The 19,371-nt window shown below is 47.4% G+C and carries 14 protein-coding genes; 10 read left to right on the top strand and 4 right to left on the bottom strand.

Features of this window, described 5'->3' with window-relative positions:
* Positions 1-336: 336 nt before the first annotated feature.
* The 9 genes from MC7420_RS01480 (at position 337) to MC7420_RS01435 (ending at position 14,349) form a co-directional block, all read left to right on the top strand.
* A complete protein-coding gene (locus tag MC7420_RS01480) occupies positions 337-1,053 on the top strand; it encodes a hypothetical protein (protein WP_006098070.1) in 717 nt (238 codons plus the stop codon).
* Positions 1,054-1,475: 422 nt separating this feature from the next.
* Positions 1,476-2,594, top strand: coding sequence for a DUF1822 family protein (locus tag MC7420_RS01475; RefSeq protein ID WP_044204253.1), 1,119 nt, complete (start codon positions 1,476-1,478; stop codon positions 2,592-2,594).
* Positions 2,595-2,613: 19 nt separating this feature from the next.
* The gene (locus MC7420_RS34750; protein ID WP_157452980.1) at positions 2,614-4,446 is read left to right on the top strand and encodes a CHAT domain-containing protein; all 1,833 of its coding nucleotides are present in this window, start codon (positions 2,614-2,616) and stop codon (positions 4,444-4,446) included.
* A complete protein-coding gene (locus MC7420_RS01465; protein ID WP_044204249.1) occupies positions 4,446-5,579 on the top strand; it encodes a tetratricopeptide repeat protein in 1,134 nt (377 codons plus the stop codon). The genes MC7420_RS34750 and MC7420_RS01465 overlap by 1 nt, the downstream gene beginning before the upstream one ends.
* Before the next feature lie 395 nt (positions 5,580-5,974).
* Entirely contained in the window at positions 5,975-10,954 is a 4,980-nt protein-coding gene (locus MC7420_RS01460) for a CHAT domain-containing protein (RefSeq protein ID WP_006098188.1), read from the top strand.
* 163 nt (positions 10,955-11,117) lie between these two features.
* Positions 11,118-12,359, top strand: a complete 1,242-nt coding sequence (gene argJ, locus MC7420_RS01455) for a bifunctional ornithine acetyltransferase/N-acetylglutamate synthase (protein ID WP_006098177.1) — start codon at positions 11,118-11,120, stop codon at positions 12,357-12,359.
* A gap of 291 nt (positions 12,360-12,650) precedes the next feature.
* A complete protein-coding gene (gene tnpA / locus MC7420_RS01445) occupies positions 12,651-13,064 on the top strand; it encodes an IS200/IS605 family transposase (protein ID WP_006098011.1) in 414 nt (137 codons plus the stop codon).
* Between the two features lie 347 nt (positions 13,065-13,411).
* The gene (locus MC7420_RS01440) at positions 13,412-13,945 is read left to right on the top strand and encodes a shikimate kinase (RefSeq protein WP_006098286.1); all 534 of its coding nucleotides are present in this window, start codon (positions 13,412-13,414) and stop codon (positions 13,943-13,945) included.
* 35 nt (positions 13,946-13,980) lie between these two features.
* Positions 13,981-14,349 carry a hypothetical protein gene (locus MC7420_RS01435; protein ID WP_006097905.1) on the top strand — a complete coding sequence of 123 codons (369 nt, stop codon included), beginning with the start codon at positions 13,981-13,983 and terminating at the stop codon, positions 14,347-14,349.
* A 127-nt stretch (positions 14,350-14,476) separates the two neighbouring features.
* Here the strand turns inward: MC7420_RS01435 and MC7420_RS01430 are convergent, their stop codons facing one another.
* Positions 14,477-15,100 carry a class I SAM-dependent methyltransferase gene (locus MC7420_RS01430; RefSeq protein WP_006097929.1) on the bottom strand — a complete coding sequence of 208 codons (624 nt, stop codon included), beginning with the start codon at positions 15,098-15,100 and terminating at the stop codon, positions 14,477-14,479.
* Between the two features lie 111 nt (positions 15,101-15,211).
* On the opposite strand from MC7420_RS01430, the gene hemH reads away from it, so the two are divergent.
* On the top strand, positions 15,212-16,375 hold the full coding sequence (gene hemH / locus MC7420_RS01425; protein ID WP_044204244.1) for a ferrochelatase: 1,164 nt from the start codon (positions 15,212-15,214) through the stop codon (positions 16,373-16,375).
* Positions 16,376-16,621: 246 nt separating this feature from the next.
* Here the strand turns inward: hemH and rpsU are convergent, their stop codons facing one another.
* From rpsU to dapF, 3 genes are all read right to left on the bottom strand, one after another.
* Complete coding sequence (gene rpsU, locus MC7420_RS01420; protein ID WP_006098158.1) at positions 16,622-16,801, bottom strand: 30S ribosomal protein S21; 180 nt, start codon at positions 16,799-16,801, stop codon at positions 16,622-16,624.
* 488 nt (positions 16,802-17,289) lie between these two features.
* Positions 17,290-18,294 carry a tRNA dihydrouridine synthase DusB gene (gene dusB / locus MC7420_RS01415; RefSeq protein WP_006098314.1) on the bottom strand — a complete coding sequence of 335 codons (1,005 nt, stop codon included), beginning with the start codon at positions 18,292-18,294 and terminating at the stop codon, positions 17,290-17,292.
* A 305-nt stretch (positions 18,295-18,599) separates the two neighbouring features.
* Positions 18,600-19,371, bottom strand: a 772-nt coding sequence (dapF, locus tag MC7420_RS01410) for a diaminopimelate epimerase (RefSeq protein ID WP_044204242.1), incomplete at its 5' end; no start/stop codon positions are given.

Here is a 19,371-nt window from a genome sequence, read left to right as displayed (position 1 = left end):
TATCAAGTTCAATCGCCTTATTTCTGGCAGATGGTATCAAAAGGTATCAAAAGGTATCAGAGGGTGATGGTTCTTTCCAGACGCTTCTGGCATCACGTCTCTACAGCCCTTCCCCATCTGCCAGAGGTTCCACCGCAGGAGTCTCTACGTTTCCTTGGCGGTGACATCTTTCTGTTTACCTGTCATTTACTGGGTCTCTCTTTTTTGTCTATATGCAGTTTTTTTTACAAAACTTCACACTAACCCCCAGAAAATTTGAGGATTCGACAAAAAATTTCCAATTCTAAGGGATAACTAAGAGTAGGGACAGGTTTGCATCGAATCATGAGGCGCGTTATGACTGAAGAGTTCAACCCGTCAACGTCTGATAACCGCTTACCCGACAACCAACCTGGGGATTTAGAGTCGAGTCATCGTCCGACTATCGAGGAACAAATGAGTCAGCTTGTTCAGGAAACCTGCAAGCATCCCCCGAATAGCAACCAGCGACGAAAAGGGTTAAGTCAGCTTATTCGGCTGATTCACAAATCCGGTAAGCTTTGGCGGGGCTACGCACCGTATTATGAAGATGCGCTGCAAATGATGTGGCAACATCTGTGCCGGAATCTCTGTGAAGCCCCCAGAGGCGGGCAGTATGACCCCAGTCGCGGGAGTGTCACAACTTGGTTGAATTGGTATCTCAAGCGGCGGCTGCAAGATTTGCGATCGCAGGCGCAAGTAGAGAAGAAATGGCGAACTTTTCCTCAATCTGATGAACAGGAAACCCTTAATTTTATCGAGAATATAGCGGCTGATCCTGATATTCCCCCGATTCTAGAAGAAACCCGCCATTGGGTAGAAACTGATCCGGATGGGGAGTTAAGTAGCGTTCATATTAAAGGACGTCCGGATATAACCTGTCAAGTGTTAATTCTACGTCGCTTACCGCCAGAAACCAGTTGGAAAACCCTAGCCGATGAGTTTAACTGTTCCCTGCCAACGTTGGCTGGCTTTTACAAAAAACAATGCCGCCCTCGTTTGCGACAATTTGCTGAATCTCAGGGGTATTTGTAATTGGTTATTTGTTTGTTTATTCAACTCCCAAACGCGCTATGTTACTCATCCATGTCCACTTAAAACCCCCTCTCCCCCAGCCCCTCTCCCACCAGGGGAGAGGGGCTGGGGGAGAGGGTATTCTTTTCTGTGATGCTAGAAGCGTTCTTCTGTGCTGGTTCTCCTTCTTTTACCCCCCGTGCAAAAAAAAGCGAAGCATCCTCTGGCTTCCCCCTTTTGAAGGGGGACGGGAGGGGGATCTAAAAGGGAAGAGGGGGATCTAAAAAGGGAAGAGGGGGATCTAAAAAGGGAAGAGGGGGGATAAGAAGAGGTTAGGGGATGAGGGTGAAAAGCTTGCCTTTATTTATCGCTAATGTTTAGACATCCTAAAAGAGTTCAGTTTATTTCTAGTTCCCGACTTCGTGGACGGAGTGTAACCTATTATGGCTAACCTGCAAATGCTCAATGAAACAGTCTTACCTATGCCGATTACCCGCCATGCCATTCAGACGGCTGAACAATTTGCGGCGGCAATTCCCAATCCACAAAAATCTGAACAGGTTTATCTGAATACCCTGGCAGTACAGGCGGTGCATGACTATTTACAATTAATGGGAATTGACACCAATTTGCAGCAAAGTGATAGCTGGAATCCCGTGGTACGGATGTGTGAGGATGTGGCTGATTTAATGGTGACGGGATTGGGTAAAGTGGAATGTCGCCCGGTTCTCTCAGAAATCATTAAAGACTTGGAGACACCGATGCCATCCTCCACTGTGCCACTCTGCCCGATTCCCCTGGAAGTGCAAGATGAACGCATTGGCTATATTGTTGTAGACATTAATCAACAGACAAAAAGAGCCACACTTCTGGGATTTACTAAAACGGCGGGTACGGGTGAATTATTCTGGCATCAACTCGAATCTGTCGATGCTTTATTAGACCATCTCGACAGTCTGACACAACCCCAAGTTCGCCTGAGTCAGTGGTTAGAAAATGTGTTTGAAACTGATTGGCAAGATGTAGAATCCTTACTGGAAACAACCACCAACCCTTCATCCCCTCAGCGCCCGGTTTCTCAGTTGAATTTGGGTCAATGGTTTGAGCAGATTTTTGATGAAGGGTGGCAGGCGATTGAACAGTTCTTTGGCGCTAAATCTAATCTACAACCCCAATTTAGGGGCGAGTTAGCCTCGATAACCCCTAGGGGAGAACGGGGACTACAATTACTGCCAGAAGCTGATGTGATGCGGGCAAAGTTGCTGGATTTGGGGCTACAATTGGGAACCAAAATGATTGCCCTGCTGGTGGCATTAACCCAGGAAACGGATGGCAGAATTAGTCTCTTTGTGCAAGTCTATCCGGCGATGGGTGAGTCGTATTTGTCCCCTCACCTGAAACTTATTTTACAGTCTGATCCGGGAGAGGTTCTCCAGGAGGTGGAATCGAGAGGTCAAGATGTCTGTATTCAATTGCGACCCTTTAAAGTTGAACCCGGAACCCATTTTAGTCTACAAGTGATTCTGGGTGAAATCAGCATCACCGAATCCTTTGTTGTCTGATTTTCCCCCCATTACTGCCATGAGTGAGTTAGTCGTCTTAAATTTAGGACAAGGGGATTTTAATCAGGGATTTCCTTCAGTTACAGCGCGGTTGGGACAACCGGGTAATCTGGGGATGCAAATGAGTGGTTCGTTGCCTCCAGCACCGGAAATTCCGCAACTTTATACCAATTGGCGACTCCTTTATCAGTTACTTTATCGCCAGAATAAACGTTCCCCCATCGAAGTTGCCCCTTCTGGGATTACCAATATTTCTGATGGGGCGTTTGGTGAGATTAGTCAGCGGTTAGAAGCGAGTTTTAATGGGTGGTTGGCGGCGGAGGGATTTCATGGGATTGAGTCGCAATTGAGAACTCAATTAAGTCCGAGTCAACGGGTTCAGATAATTGTTGAAAGTGATACTGATCAGGTTTGGCGACTGCCTTGGCATCTCTGGAGTTTGGCGAAACAGGATTTCCCTTATGCTGAAGTTTGTTTGAGTAGTTCTAACTATCCCGCCCCAATTCGGCAACGGTTTAAGCCTGCGGGTGCAGCAGTGAAATTGTTAGTGATTCTGGGGAATAGTGCTGGACTTAATCTTAAGAAAGATTGGCGTCTGTTGCGACAGTTACCGGGGGTAGAGGCGACGTTGCTGGTGGAACCGGAACGCGAGGAATTGAATGATCAACTGTGGCAAGCTGGGTGGGATATTTTAGTCTTTGCTGGACATAGCGTTAGTGATGAGAATGCCCAAAATGGACGGATTTTTATTAATCAACATTCACAGCATAATAGTTTAACCATTTACGAGTTACAAGAAGCCCTGAGTCGGGCAATTGAGCGCGGGTTACAGTTGGTTATTTTTAACTCCTGTGATGGGTTGGGATTGGTACGAGATTTAGCCGCCGCCCGGATTCCCTTACCGCCAACGATTGCTATGCGGGAACCTGTTGTTGATGCGGTGGCTCAAGCTTTTTTACAGTATTTTTTGCGGGACTTTGCTTGGGGAGAACCCTTTCATTTGGCAGTACGACAAGCGCGGGAACGATTGAAAGGATTAGAGTCTCGGTTTCCGGGGGCGAGTTGGTTGCCTGTGATTTGCCAGCATCCGGCGGTGAAGCCGCTAACGTTGCCGGAATTGCGGGGTTCTGGACAGTTGCCGAGTCGGGTTGCTGATGCTGCTATTACTCCCAAATTCCGATTATTTCGTCCCGCTTTAAATGGGTTAATTAAGTTGACCCCAATCCTAGTATTTGGCTGTATCAGCAGTTATGTTTTAGCCGGAGATTGGATAGCAAAGTCTCTGGATAAATTGGGCGTAGATAAGCACAAAAACGGGCAGCTTTGGCAAGCTCAAATTTACTACCGCATTGCTACTTGGTTTAATCCCAGTTATGCCATTGCTCACTACAATTTAGCCTATCTCTGTGATAAAGACTTGCATGATGTGAACTGTGCCTTTCAAGGCTACCAACGGGCAGCGCTACGGGGACTTCCCGAAGGCTATGCACAAGTGGCTCGTTTGCAGATTATTGATGATAACCATAGAGAGGCGTTATCGGCGATTCATCAATGTTTACAACTGACGGACTATGAGGCGGTCAAAGCCGCCTGCTTAAAAAATTTAGGTTGGATATTATTAAAGGAAGGGAATCTAATTGCAGCGGAGAAAAATTTGCGCCAAGCGATTGAATTAGAAGTCGATAGCCCACATTCCCACTGTCTATTGGCTCAAGTTTTAGAAGCAAAGGGGAGAGAACAAGCGGCGCTGACAGCTTGGGAGACTACACTGCACTACTCACAACATCGCATTCCCGAACAACATGACTGTATTAGTTGGGCAAACCAACGTTTAGAAACCGGGGGAAATTGATGAAATGTCAACAGTTTATGGCAATAAGTCTAAGTTTACTGGCGACGATTGGGTTAACAGCACCACGTTGGAAAATGGGTATCGCTTTAGCCACAGCCGGGAGACTTGCCAACGGACAAATTATTCAAATTAAAGGTGAGGTACAAATCGAGCGATCGCATGGTAGTATCTTATCGCCAAGTCCGGGAACCTCTCTGTATCCCGGCGATCAACTGCTGACAACAAACGGGGCGCAAGTGGTGGTGTACTGTGCGGATTCAACCCCATGGTTGGTATCAGCAGGGGAAACCCAGTTGAATCGCTGCGCCAGGGAAACTGAGGAGGATAAATGTAACAGCAATTTGGTAGATTGTCCCGATCGCGGTGATAAAATTGCTTGGAGTAATGCGCCTATTCCTTACCTGATTAGTCCCCGTCGCACCGCATTACTGACTACACAACCGACGCTACGCTGGAATCGGGTACCGGGGGCGACGAGTTACACCGTCACGGTAGAGGGGGTGACGCCGCAGGGTGAGGTAGTGGCAAATTGGACAACCCAGGTGAGTGAGACGCAAGTGGTTTATTCGGGGGAGTCACCCCTGAATCCCGGTGTTGAATATTTAGCCATCATCCAAGCTAACCCAGGGGCGTCATCCTTAGACGAACCCTCTCGACCGGGAGGACTTCATTTTACTGTACTCGATCACACTCAAGCTGAGATTGTTCGCGACAAAGCCGCCGAAATTAGCCAACAAGACTGGGAAGACTCAGCCAAAGCCCTGGCACAGGTTCAGTTATATGCAGAGAACCACCTGATTGCCGCTGCGATCGCGCTTTTGGAAGAGTTAGTCGCTACTGGGGTGGAATCAGCCCCGATTTATCGCCGTTTAGGGGAACTCTATTTATATGAGTTGGCGCTAGTTCCCCAAGCTAATACTTACTATACCAAAGCCGTGGCGTTAGTTGATGCCAATGATCTCGAAGAACAAGCCGCCGCATTAGAGGGGTTGGCACAAACCCAGTTGGCATTAGATCAAAACGATGCCGCGATTCGTTCGTTTAATTTAGCGTTAGATGTCTATCAACGGTTAGGAGATGGGGAACGGGTGAAACAGTTAGAAACCACGTTGGGGGACTTAATTAATGAATGATAATTTTCACATTTTTTTTGCACGGAAGGGGAAGCCGGAAGCCCCTAAAAATAACAACTATATTCCGCTTCTCTCCCCTTGTAGGGGAGGGCTAGGGAGCATCCGTTTCAACTTAAGGTAGAAAACCAATGCTGGTAAGGTTTTAAGCTGTGTCTATCTACTCCTCGACATTTTCCCCCTCATCCCCTAACCCCTTCTCCCTCCGTGGGGAGAAGGGGAACCGGACTCTCTTGCTCCCCTCTTGCTCCCCTCTCCCAAGCTTGGGAGAGGGGCTGGGGGTGAGGGCTGGCGTGGGAGAGGAGGCTGAGCTTAAGTTGACACAGATGAGGACTCATATCCCCTGATTAATTGACCAATAATTCTATTAAAAATACTCTTAAAAAGAGAGGCAAGCTATGTTTATAAATCAGGTATCGCATCTACTCAAAACCAACCCCTCAGCCATCAAAACAATTAGCCGATGGATAGCCGCCATTGCTCTGTTCACACCCTTTAGCGGTGAATGGGTGCAAGCTCAATCAATTACAGCAGAAACCAACGGAACTGCGACAACGATTACCATTGATGGCAATCAATTTAATATTGAAGGCAACACGTTTTCGGAAGATGGGGCGAATTTATTCCATAGTTTCGATGAATTTGGATTAGATGCGGGTCAGATTGCTAACTTTTTATCCAATCCTGACATTCGCAATATTTTCGGGCGGGTGGTTGGCGGTGACGCTTCCATTATTAATGGTCTAATTCAAGTAACTGGCGGCAATTCTAATTTATTTCTCATGAATCCGGCGGGGATTGTCTTTGGTGCAAATGCTCAATTGAATGTCCCAGCGGATTTTACAGCAACGACAGCTACAGGGATTGGTTTTGGCGAGGGAAATTGGTTTAATGCCTTTGGCGGGAATGAGTATCAGACTTTAGTCGGAAATCCCAGTGGTTTTGCCTTTGATTTGGCGCAACCGGGAAGCGTGATTAATGCGGGGAATTTGGCGGTAACTGAGGGGCATAATTTAACCTTACTGGGAGGTACTGTTATCAGCACCGGGGAATTAGCTGCACCGGGAGGAAATATTACAGTGGCGGCGGTTCCGGGGGAAAGTTTGGTGAGGATTAGTCAACCGGGACAGTTATTGAGTTTGGAAATAGCACCGCCACGGGATAGCGAGGGGATGTTGCTTCCAGTTGCGCCATTGGATTTAGCGACGCTGTTAACGGGGAGTGATGAAACAGGAGAGACAGGGTTAACAGTTTCAGCGGAAACAGTACAGGTAACCGATACAGAATTCAGCGTCGGAAATGGAGACGCGATCGCCAACAGTATAACAGCCCAAACCGCAACATTATCGGCGTCTAACAATTTAATGTTAGTTCCCGTAGGGGCGCACCGACGTGCGCCTTCTTTGGTAACAACAGGAGATTTAAATCTTTTAGCTGAAAATACGGTATTTGCGCGGGATAGTGTGGCGCATCCGTTTATCGCCCGAGCTAGCGGAAATTTGTATATTCAAGGGAATCAGAATATTGACATTTGGGCGCTGAATCATCTCCAAACACCGTTTGTCAGTGGCGGAAATCTCAGCTTAGTCAGTAATGGAACTATTTCGGGAGATGCTCATTTTGCCAGTGGCGGAAGTTTGGCGATGCTGAATTTATCAGGGGAACCAGGTAATTTTCTCAGTTTGAATGATCCGATTATTAGCGTTAATGGGGATGTTGTGTTTGGGGATTATGAGGGAGCAGCACTAAAAGTTGAAGCGACAGGCAGCATCACAGTTAATGGAGATATATCCATTGACTTTCCGGATAACTCTCCATCTCTTCCTGATGGGCAACCTGGCTCAGATTTAGACCTTCTAAAAAATCAAAGGGCATTGATCCTACGGGCAGGTTTACCCTCTTTGGAGAATCCAGAAAATGTACCTCAATTTAATGTACCAACATCGGGAACAGATTTTACATCTCCTGGCAGTTCTTCTCCGCTGGGAAATATCACTATTACAGGAACAATTAATACAAGTAGCGTAGGCCTTGATGCTGGTCCCATAATATTATCGGCTTCCGGTGACATTTCAGCCGGACAAATTAATGCAACATTCGTCCTAAATCCTAGGATTGGCAAGGGCGGCGATATTGATATTACCGCAGGTGGAGATATTACAATTGATAACGGATTTGAAACTTTTGCAGAAACTGGAAACGCTGGTAGTCTCACGTTTGAATCCAGAACAGGTGACATCAGAATCAATTGCCTTTCTGGTGCCGCAAATTGTCTAGCGCTTTCCGCTAGCGGGAACGGTGGCAATATCGATTTCAAGAGTCCACAGGGCATGATTGAAATTAATGGTCGAGTCAATGCTCCAAGCGTGGGTATGAATGGTGGTAATATTACTCTTACTGCTAAGAATGACATTATAACTGGTGAGCTGAGAACTAGAATAGAGGATGGTAATGGTGATGCGGGCAATATTACTATTGATAGTGAAGAAGGCTCTATCAGCGTTGATAATATTTTTGCAAATTCACTAAGCGGTAATGGTGGTACAGTCAAACTTATCGCTCCAGGCAACGTCTTCACAGCTGCAATTACATCCGGTTCTGAATCAGGTACAGGAGGCACAATTATCCTTGAAAGCGATGGAATAATTGATACTACCGCAGGTGACTTGGACTCCAGCACAAATAACGGGAATGGAGGCACAATAAAACTTGATGCTCCCGGCGATATTAAAACGGCTGGTATTAATACATCTGGTAGTGCCAATGGGGGAGATATCATACTTACCAGCGGTGGTGCTATTGATACCGCAGCAGGTATTTTAAATGCCGCAGGTGGTGAAAATGGCGGTAATATAACCCTTTTTGCACCCCGTGATATTTCCACAGGTGAAATCACCTCATTCTTGAGTGGTTTTAGTGGCAATATTGGTAACATCAGTATTACTAGCGAAAATGGCAATATCGATACCAGCCAAGGCGCACTCATTACCTCCTCTGGTTTGGGAACAGGTGGTAATATTACCCTTAACGCCGCCAATAGCATTACCTCTGCTCAAATTGACGCGATTTCTCAAACAAACCAAGGTGGAGAAATTCAACTTACCGCACCAAACACAATTACTCTTAGTGGCGATATCACCACCAATCAAAATAGCCTAATCTTCAACGGTTCAGTTATCCTCGCTGACGATATTTCTATCACCCTATTCGGTACTGGTGATATTACCTTCGACGACACCATTGATGGAACTCAAAACCTGACTATTGAAACGGAAAACGGTATTATTGAATTTAACGATATTATCGGTGGTTCAACCCCTCTCAACAATTTAATCGTTCAAGGCAATATTACTGATAACCCAATCGGGTTCAATATCACAGCTATCAATAACATTATTACCGATAATCTCACCTCACCCACAGGCATTTCCTTTACCAGTACCCGTGGACAAATCAAAACCGGGGATTTAACCTCACCCGCAGGCATTTCCCTCACCAGCAATAGCGGACAAATTGAAACAGGTATTCTTGATTCCTCTAACCTTAATGATGGTGGTGATATTACCCTTAACGCCCGTGGCAATATTAAAGTCAGCCAGATTAACGCCCAAAGTCTGGGGAATGGTAGCGGCGGAAATGTCGATATTACCACACCCAGTTATTTCCAAGCCACTGACTCCTTCATCGACCAAAATAACATCAACGCCAGTATTTCTGTCGCTGGGGGTGACAACGGTGGAACCATTATTATTCGTCACGGTGGAAATGGTGAGATCCCCTTTATTGTCGGAAATCCTGATATCAACGGCACAGAATCAGCAATTACCAGAGGTGATGACGCTTCCATCCAGACAATTGCCCCTACCGAAGAGTATTTCTTTACCCACAAACAGGATAAAGACCGAATTCAAATTATATCCATTCTGGGCGCTGTCCCTCTCCCGCCAACGCCCATCCCTGTGCCAGAACCCACACCCAAGCTAAACTTAGATCAAAATCCCATTGAGTCGTTAGCCCTTCGGGTTGGAGATACTTTAGGCGCAGCCACCAGTATTATCCCAGACCCGGAAACCGGAAACTACAATATTAGCTGGGAATTTCCGGGCGAACAATCTATCAATCTCAACGTTAACAACCCCCTCCCACCACTACCCGTCAACCAACCCAATGACATTGTTGCTGAAATTGACCAACTCTTTGAAGACCAATATGAAGACTACTTCGGCGAAAATATCACCGATAAAGAAATCACCGCCGAAAACCTACGCGAAACCCTAAAAACCATCGAAAGTCAAACCGGACAACGAGCCGTGGTTATCTATGTTCGCGCCTTTCCCGACCAACTGCAACTCGTCTTAGTCACCCCCGACACCCCACCCATCCCCAAAACCATCCCCAATATCAACCGCCAACAACTAGAGCAAGAATTAAAAAAATTCAACCACGCGATTAACAATAACACCAGCCATGCCTATTTACCCACCGCTCAAACCCTCTACAAATGGCTAATTGCTCCCCTAGAAAATGAAATCGAACACCTAGAAATCGATACCCTCATCTTCTCCATGGATGCCGGATTACGCCTAATTCCCCTCGCCGCCCTCCACGACGGACAACAGTTTCTAGTTGAAAACTATAGTATCGGCTTTGTTCCCAACTTCAGCCTCACCGATACCCGTTATCAAACCCTAAAAGACGCTCAAGTTTTAGCCATGGGAATAGACGACTTTTCCAATTCCACCCAAGAAAACTTACCCTCTGTTCCCCTAGAATTATCCACCATTGTTGGCAACTTATGGACAGGTGACTCCTTCCAAAACCAAGACTTTACCCTGGATAACCTCCGCACTCAGCGCCGCCAAAACCCCTACAGTATCGTTCACCTCGCCACCCACGCCGACTTTCCCCCAGACGGCGGTAAAGGTGCTTACATCCAACTGTGGGACGAGAAACTCGGATTAGACGAACTCAGACTCGTCGAATGGTACGCCCCGCCCACCGTTGAACTCTTAACCCTCAGCGCCTGTAAAACTGCTGTCGGCGATGAAAATGCCGAGATGGGATTTGCAGGTTTAGCCGTACAAGCCGGGGTCAAATCCGCCCTCGCCAGTCTCTGGAAAGTCAACGATGCTGGCACATTAGCCCTGATGACAGGATTTTATTCCCAACTGAGCAAAGACGAAATTACCATCAAAGCCAAAGCCCTGCAACAAGCCCAAATTGCCATGCTGCGGGGAGAGGTGCGGATTGAATCGGGTCAACTGGTGGGAACAGATATAACCGTCAGCCTACCGCACCAATTGAAAAACCTGAATGATTCTGAACTATCCCATCCCTATTATTGGGCAGGATTCACCATGGTTGGTATTCCTTGGTAATTTCCACGATTTTTTAGCTCCCTCAAATCGTACCCATGTATATTTAAGATTTTCTGGGTCTTCCGCAGCTATTACAGCACAAAAGTGAAATTTACCGATTATTGACCCTGAGTGTTGATATAATCGCTACTCGAACCACTACCAGGGTTGAGGTAAAAAAATCATGTCAGACTGGCAGGAAATTACAGGTGGCGTCACAGCACCTAGAGGATATCGTGCATCTGGAATAGTAGCTGGACTTAAGCCTTCAGGACTGCCAGATTTAGCATTGATTGTATCGGATATTGAGGCGATCGCAGCCGGAGTCTTTACCCAAAATCAGGTTTGTGCAGCGCCTGTTACCTATTGTCGCCAGCGTTTACGAAAAAAAGCCAGCGCCAGTGCTATTCTAGTGAACGCTGGTCAAGCGAATGCGGCAACCGGGGAAGCCGGGTGGCAAGATGCTTTGGACTCGGCGAAGGCATTGGCACAAGCCTTGAATATTGCTCCAGAGTCTATCTTATTAGGCTCCACGGGTGTGATTGGACAGCGTATTCGCATGGATGCCCTCCTCGCCGGAATTCCTCAATTGGTGGAAGGCTTATCAGAACTGGGTTCCAATGCTGCTTCCCAAGCGATTATTACTACAGATTTGGTGACAAAATCCATTGCCTTGGAAACCACGATTGACGATCGCCCGGTACGAATTGGCGGGATTGCCAAGGGTTCAGGGATGATTCACCCGAATATGGCAACACTGTTGGCGTTTGTTACCTGTGATGCGGTGGTTGCTACACCGTTATGGCAAAAAATGTTAAGTCGGGCGGCGGATAAAAGCTTTAATCAAATTACCGTCGATGGGGATACCAGTACCAACGATACCCTGATTGCCTTGGCGAATGGTCAATCTCGCACCTCAGCGATTACAGAAATGGGACCCCATGCCGAAAAGCTAGAGGCGATGCTGACGGCGGTATGCCAACATTTAGCCAAGGCGATCGCACGAGATGGCGAAGGGGCGACGTGTTTGATGGAAGTACAGGTTACAGGCGCACCCAATGATCAAGCAGCGCGTCAAATTGCCCGAACGATTGCGGGTTCATCCCTGGTGAAATCTGCCATATTTGGTCGTGATCCCAACTGGGGAAGAATAGCGGGCGCAGCGGGGCGTGCAGGTGTCCCCTTTTCCCAAGAAGCCTTGCGGATTCAGATGGGGGATTTTGTGCTAATGGATAAAGGTCAACCTTTACCCTTTGACCGAGATGCGGCGAGTGCTTATTTGAAAAATGCCGCGACTGGGGCGTATTTGAAAGAGGATACCGTTTTAATTTCGGTCAGTATTGGCAATGAACCAGGTACGGGTAAGGCGTGGGGCTGTGATTTGAGTTATGACTATGTGAAAATTAATGCCGAGTATACGACGTGAGGGCGATGGTTCGGTTCAGGGGGCGATGGTTCGGTTCAGGGGGCGATGGTTCGGTTCAGGGGGCGATGGTTCGGTTCAGGGGGCGATGGTTCGGTTCAGGGGGTGATGGTTCGGTTCAGGGGGCGATGGTTCGGTTCAGGGGGCGATGGTTCGGTTCAGGGGGCGATGGTTCGGTTCAGGGGACGATGGTTCGGTTCAGGGGGCGATTGAAATCGCGGCTACACAAACGAAGTCCGCCTTCGCGGACTAGGTTATATATCAGGTCTCGACCAAAGGACGGGTTCAAGAAATATGAGGTCTAATTTTACCCAGTTGTATCTTCATTGTGTTTGGGCAACTTGGGATAGATTGCCTTTGCTTACGAGCGATATCCAGGAGGCAGTTTATGCAGCAATTATTGGGGAATGCCAACAGCTAAAATGTACAGTTATTGCCTTGGGCGGTATTGAAGATCATGTACATCTATTAATCAGTTTTCTCCCTACTATAGCGGTTTCCGACTTGATAAAACAAGTTAAAGGAAGTTCTTCTCATTTAGTTACCCATAAAATTAAGCCAGGGGAATTCTTCAAATGGCAAGGCAGCTACGGCGCATTCACTGTTAGCCATGATAATCTTGACCAGGTAGCTAATTACATCAGAAATCAGCCGATTCATCATCGACAGAAATCAATAATTCCTACTTGGGAATTAATGGCTAACTGATTAATTAAATCATTCCTATAGTGTCGGTAAAGCATTATGAGAAACCGGGTTTTTCGTGAGGATGACAACGAAATATCAAGCTTTCACCCAAAGAAGCCCGGTTTCTTGACCGATGTTCTAGTGGTAATAAATCGCGTTGATATGTAAAAAACTGCTTCTATTCGTTTCCGATAAAGTGCAAGTTGTAAGTCCGCGAAGGCGGACTTTGTTTGTGTAGCTGCGAATTCCATTCGCCCAGCTTGTTTAATTGTTTCAATCCCTGATAGGGATTCAGGGGCGTTTCAACCGCCCGCCTTAGAAACGCTTGCTCTATTTAGTTTTCAATGTACAGAACTAAGAACTTGGTCATGTTTCACAGCCAACGCATTTCCGTTATCGGTACATCAGGTTGCGGCAAAACCACTTTAGCCCGCCAACTCTGCCAACGTCTTGCCATTCCCCATATTGAACTCGACGCCCTACACTGGGAAACCAATTGGACAGAAGTCCCAACTGATATCTTCCGCCAACGGGTGGAACAATCTCTCCAGCGCGATCGCTGGATCATTGACGGCAACTATAGCCAAGTCCGGGATATCATCTGGAGTCGTGCTGATACAGCGATTTGGCTCGATTACAGCCTATTGGTCATTATGACACGATTACTGCGGCGAACATGGCGACGAGTGGTTCAGCACGAAGAACTCTGGAATGGTAACCACGAAACCTGGACACTCACATTCAGCCGGGACTCTATTCTCTTATGGGCGCTGCAAACCTATAAAAAACGACGCCAAGAGTATCCGATTTTATTGACTCAATCCGCTTACGCCCATCTCAATCTTGTCCATCTCAAATCCCCCAGGGAAACCTACAGTTGGCTGTCAACTTTGGCAACATAGAATCGCGATCGCTCTACCACTACCCCTAAACCATCATGCTCAAAAAAATCGGCATCATCTGCCTAGCATTCCTTGTCGGAATTCTCATCTTTCCCCCTTTAACTTCCGCCCAATCCACCGCCGCTTTAGCCTCACGCCTCTCGCGTCTAGAAACCGAGAACTTCCAGTTGCGATCGCAAATAAACCGCATTGAGTCTCAGCTTGCTACCTTAACTCGGCAAGTTCCCAGCCCAAATCGCCCTCTCAACCCCCCAACGCCAGCACCATCAGTCCCCCCCAGAACCCCACCGCGAGTCTTATCCTCTGATCAGAGGTTTGACCGACTCGCTACCCTAGTTATCGAACTCAAGGAACGGATTCAAGACTTAGAAGCCCAAGTTGCTGAACTCCAGGAACAGATATAATTGGTCAGGGCAGGTTTAGTTATATCTTAATATTGGGGTCAGGTCAGGGCGGGTTTTGCACAAACGTTATTATCCATAGCCAAACGAAAGTCCCTAAACCCGCCCCTACAAACCCTGCTTTTCCTGCTCACTTTTTTGCCTGAATCACCTGTAAACTCCCCCCCGCATGGAGGTGCTGTTCACAGGAGGCAAACCCTGTCTGCTTAAGCAATCTCACCAAATCCGTCTCCAATAACTGCCACGCCGTTTCCGTTTCAAATAACCAGAGAAACAGGGCGACTCCCGGCATAAATAAACTATTAGTCGGCTTGTGAAAATCCACCAGCGCGAACACACCACCCGGTTTCAACACCCGATACACTTCCCTAAGAATTTGCTGCAACACTGACGGTGGCATCTCATGGAGTGCTACACTTGTATGCACTAGGTCAAACTGATTCTCCGAAAACGGCATATTCTCGGCAAAGGCTTCTACATACTTTGCTTGAGGCACGTTCTTTTCGGCGCGTTGCAGCGATAAGGGTGAAACATCCAGTCCTGTGACATTCTGGGAATACTCCACCAGAAAGCGGGTAGCCTGACCCCCGCCACAGCAAAGGTCTAACACTTGCGTTTCTGAGTCAATTGTTAAGCCGTGCAAAGGCAGATGGTGGAATCGCCGTTCTCCACCCACACTGGTGGCGGCTAATCGAGAAATCGTGTCATATAGCCACTGATACTTATAACTCAACGGTCTTAATACGGTTGCCATAGTTCTGGTAGGATCAAGAATCTAGATTTTTTCCGGAAAACTCAGACCATTACCAGCATATATTGTTAAAATCAGTAACAAATATGAAATATTTGGAATGCCGTGGTTGCTATGGGTCGTGTTGGGGTATTATTACTTAATTTAGGTGGACCGGATAATTTAGAAGATGTCCGCCCCTTTCTTTTTAATCTATTTGCCGATCCCGAAATTATTCGCCTGCCATTTTCGTGGATGCAAAAGCCCCTGGCTTGGTTGATCTCGACAATGCGGGCAAAGAAGTCGCAAGAGAATTACCGCCAAATTGGTGGGGGTTCACCGCTGCGGCACATTACTGAAGCCCAAGCCCAAGCTTTACAGGAGACGTTAAAGCAGCAGGGGCAAGAGGCGAATATCTATGTGGGTATGCGTTACTGGCATCCCTTCACCGAGGAAGCGATCGCCCATGTTAAACGCGATCGCATTGAACACCTAGTCATTTTACCTCTATACCCCCAATTTTCCATCAGTACCAGTGGTTCCAGCTTCCGGCTTCTGGAACAACTTTGGCAGGACGATGCTAAACTCAACCAACTGGAATACACAGTCATTCCCTCTTGGTATCAAGAACCGGGCTACCTGCAAGCCATGGCAGACTTAATTGATCAGGAACTGCAACGGTTTGATCATCCTGACGCGGTTCATATTTTCTTCAGCGCTCATGGTGTTCCCAGCAGCTATGTCACAGAAGCTGGAGACCCCTACCAACAAGAGATTGAACATTGCACAGATCTAATTATGCAGACGCTCAATCGCCCCAACGCTCATACCCTGGCGTATCAAAGTCGGGTGGGTCCTGTGGAGTGGCTGCAACCCTACACTGAAGATGCACTGAAAGAATTAGGGAATCAAGGAGTCAAAGACTTGCTGGTTGTCCCGATTAGCTTTGTATCTGAACATATTGAAACGTTACAAGAAGTTGATATTGAATATCGGGAAATCGCTGAAGAAGCTGGAATTCACAACTTCCAGCGAGTTCCAGCACTCAATACCCATCCCATTTTTATTGAATCCCTCGCCACCTTAGTCGTAGATGCCTTAAACACGCCGCCACGAACATTTGCCGAAGTTGTGCGTCCCAGCAAAAAAGTTAAGATGTATCCCCAAGAACGTTGGGAATGGGGTATGACAACGGCGGCTGAAGTCTGGAATGGTCGTTTGGCGATGATTGGCTTTCTCGCTTTAGTTTTGGAGTTAATTAGTGGTCAAGGACCACTTCATTTTGTGGGATTGTTATAAAACAGAGGTAAATGCTTTTACCTTGTCCCCTTCCTCCTTCCCGGCGAACCTTCTGCCTTGTCTTCACCAAAGTGTAAGTATTCAACCAGACATGATATGAGTTTTGGTGGAAAAAAGGGATAAAATACTTCAATCAGCCGTCAGGACTAACTGGCGGCTGACAAACTATTCCTGTGGTTTTTGCGAATCCACCACCGAAATCGCGATGGGAATGTCTATTTGGATAAAAAGGTATTAAGAAATTGCTTAGCGGACTCGCCGCTTACGTCGTCTAGCTACTGCTTTGCGCTTTTTCTTTTCAATCGGCGTCTCAAAGTGACGCAAGCGCTTCATATCTGCAAAAATTCCTGCTTTGGACACTTGCCGCTTAAATCGGCGCAGCGCTGACTCAATTCCTTCATTTTCGCCTACAACCACTTGGGTCATACTATATCCTCCTTCTAGCGTACAGTACATAATGGATGATAATTATCATCCAATTCAATCTCTAACAAAATTAGCGTATTTAGACCAGCAGCGATACTGATCAATCGTGACTGTGCTTAGACTACACTCCCTGGATCAAACAGTAATTCAAAAGTAACTGAGACGGCTTCACTCATTCCCTTAAATGGGCGCTCAGAGATGCTTTCAAGGTACTCGTAGTCTTTCCCTTTACGGCTTTTATAGTGAGGTTTGCGCTCACTCTTCCCCACTTGTACGGGAAACAGCTAGTGTGGCTTAACCCTACCGATACATCTCTATTTTACGTTTGGTTTTGCATTACTTTATCTGCCCATCAATGGCATCGTTGGACACATTTATCTGAAATATTTTAACGACTGTTGCCATAGTAGCGATTAATTTCTAAGGGAACAAGCCTGTCCCCTTATCCGGTGAGACAGGACTGAACTTGGCTTGCCATCATGCCCAGATTACAACTTCGCGATCGCAGTGTCAATCAACGTCACCCCCTGTTCCACCGTTTCAATGCGACTTAGCTGATCTCGCAAGTCGCTGGCTCCCACAAAACCCTTAGTATACCACGCCAAATGTTTTCTGGCTTGCTGAACGCCGCGATCGCCTTTATACTCCCATAAAGCCTGTAAGTGTTCCTTGGCACAGATTAACCGTTCTACCGGAGTCGGTGGTGCTAACTGTTTCCCCGTTTTCAGGAAATGGTCAATCTCTCCCACCAAAAACGGATATCCCAATGTTCCTCGCGAACACATCACCCCATCCGCCCCCGTCTGTTCCAAGCATCTCACCGCTGATTCCACCGAAAAAATATCTCCATTCGCAATAACGGGAATAGACAGAATCTGCTTAACCTTACCAATCCACTCCCACTTTGCCTCACCCTTATACCCTTGGGCGCGGGTACGGGCGTGCAACGTTAGCATTTGCGCCCCCGCCTCTTCCATGCGCTGGGCAAAATTGAGGATATTAATCTCGTCATCACTCCAACCAATCCGCGTCTTCACCGTAACCGGAACAGACACCGCCTCCACCACCGCCCGGACAATCGCCACCGCCGTTTCCGGTTCTCGTAGTAACGACGAACCCCCTCCCTTTTTGGTAATTTTATTCACCGGACATCCCATATTAATATCCACCGTATCCGCACCTTCCGCTACAGCTTTCTGGGCGGCTTCTCCCAGAAAATCGGGGCGACAGTCAAATAACTGGATACTAATCGGCTTTTCATTCGGATCAACATCCATTATTTTGGATAAACCCTGGACATGATGCAATCCGGCTGCATGAACCATCTCCGTATACATCATCGACTCTGGCGCATAGCGGCGCACCAGACGACGGAATACCAAATCCGTGACGCCAGACAGAGGAGACTGGAGAACGCGACTCTTAACTTCAAACGAACCAATTTTCAGAGGAGTTGCTAATCGCTGGTGTAACTGAGAGCAAAAAACAGTCATACTTGTAGTTGCGCTTGTAGTTGCGCTTGTAGTTGCGCTTTAGCGCCGATCAACGCTTATAGATCTCCCCCCAACTCCAGGTTAACCTGTTGGGTTACGCGATCGCTCCGGCTTGTAGTAAGAGAACCTTATCCCTAGATTCTGTTGGGTTTCCTGGCGTCAACCCAACCTACAACCTATCCCACCATTTTAGCTGTGCCATGCCAGTAGGGGTGAGTCGCGGAACTATCCTTAAGGGGAAAGGCATTCATTGTCTCGACTCGCCCCGCTCATCTGAGCTAACTTGTTCCGTTGAGCGATCGCAATCACTCCATCGTACCCGTAAACACTCGCTGCGCTGGTCCAGTCATGTAAATTCGTTGATCAACCTCTGACCATTCAATCTCCAAACAGCCACCAGGAAGTTCCACGGTGCAGGTGCGATCGCATTTTCCTGTCAGTACCCCTGCAACTACCGACGCACAAGCCCCCGTACCACAAGCTAAGGTGGCTCCAGCCCCCCGTTCCCATACCCGCATTTTGATATAATCGGGGCGCACCACTTGAATAAATTCGGTATTCGTCCGTTTGGGGAAGACGGAATGATGCTCAAACTGAGGACCAATGAGTTCTAGGGGAATAGCACTCACGTCTTCTACATAGGTGATACAGTGAGGATTGCCCATGCTCACACAAGTAACCTGCCAACTCTTCCCGCCCACCTCTAAGGGAACATCAATCACCTTTTGATCCCCTTGAACCAAGGTTGTGGGGATTTGAGATGCCAAAAGCTGAGGCATCCCCATATTCACCCTAACTTTGCCATTGCCTTCCAGTTTCGGCGTAATTACCCCAGCTAAGGTATGAATCCGATACTCCGTTGAACCCGTGACTCCCTGTAAATCGGCTAGAAACTTCGCCAAACAGCGAATCCCATTACCACACATTTCCGGTTCCGAGCCATCGGCGTTAAAAATCCGCATACTATAGTCAGTACCCTCAAGTCCTGGTAGGGCAAAAATCACCCCATCAGCACCGATGCCAAAGTTGCGATCGCACCATTGCACGGCTTGCTCTGAAGTGATTAGCGGGTCTGGC

The sequence above is a fragment of the Coleofasciculus chthonoplastes PCC 7420 genome (assembly GCF_000155555.1).
Classification (GTDB): domain Bacteria; phylum Cyanobacteriota; class Cyanobacteriia; order Cyanobacteriales; family Coleofasciculaceae; genus Coleofasciculus; species Coleofasciculus chthonoplastes_A.
The sequence above is the reverse complement of the archived record's forward strand: the minus strand, read 5'-3'. Positions and strand labels throughout refer to the sequence as shown.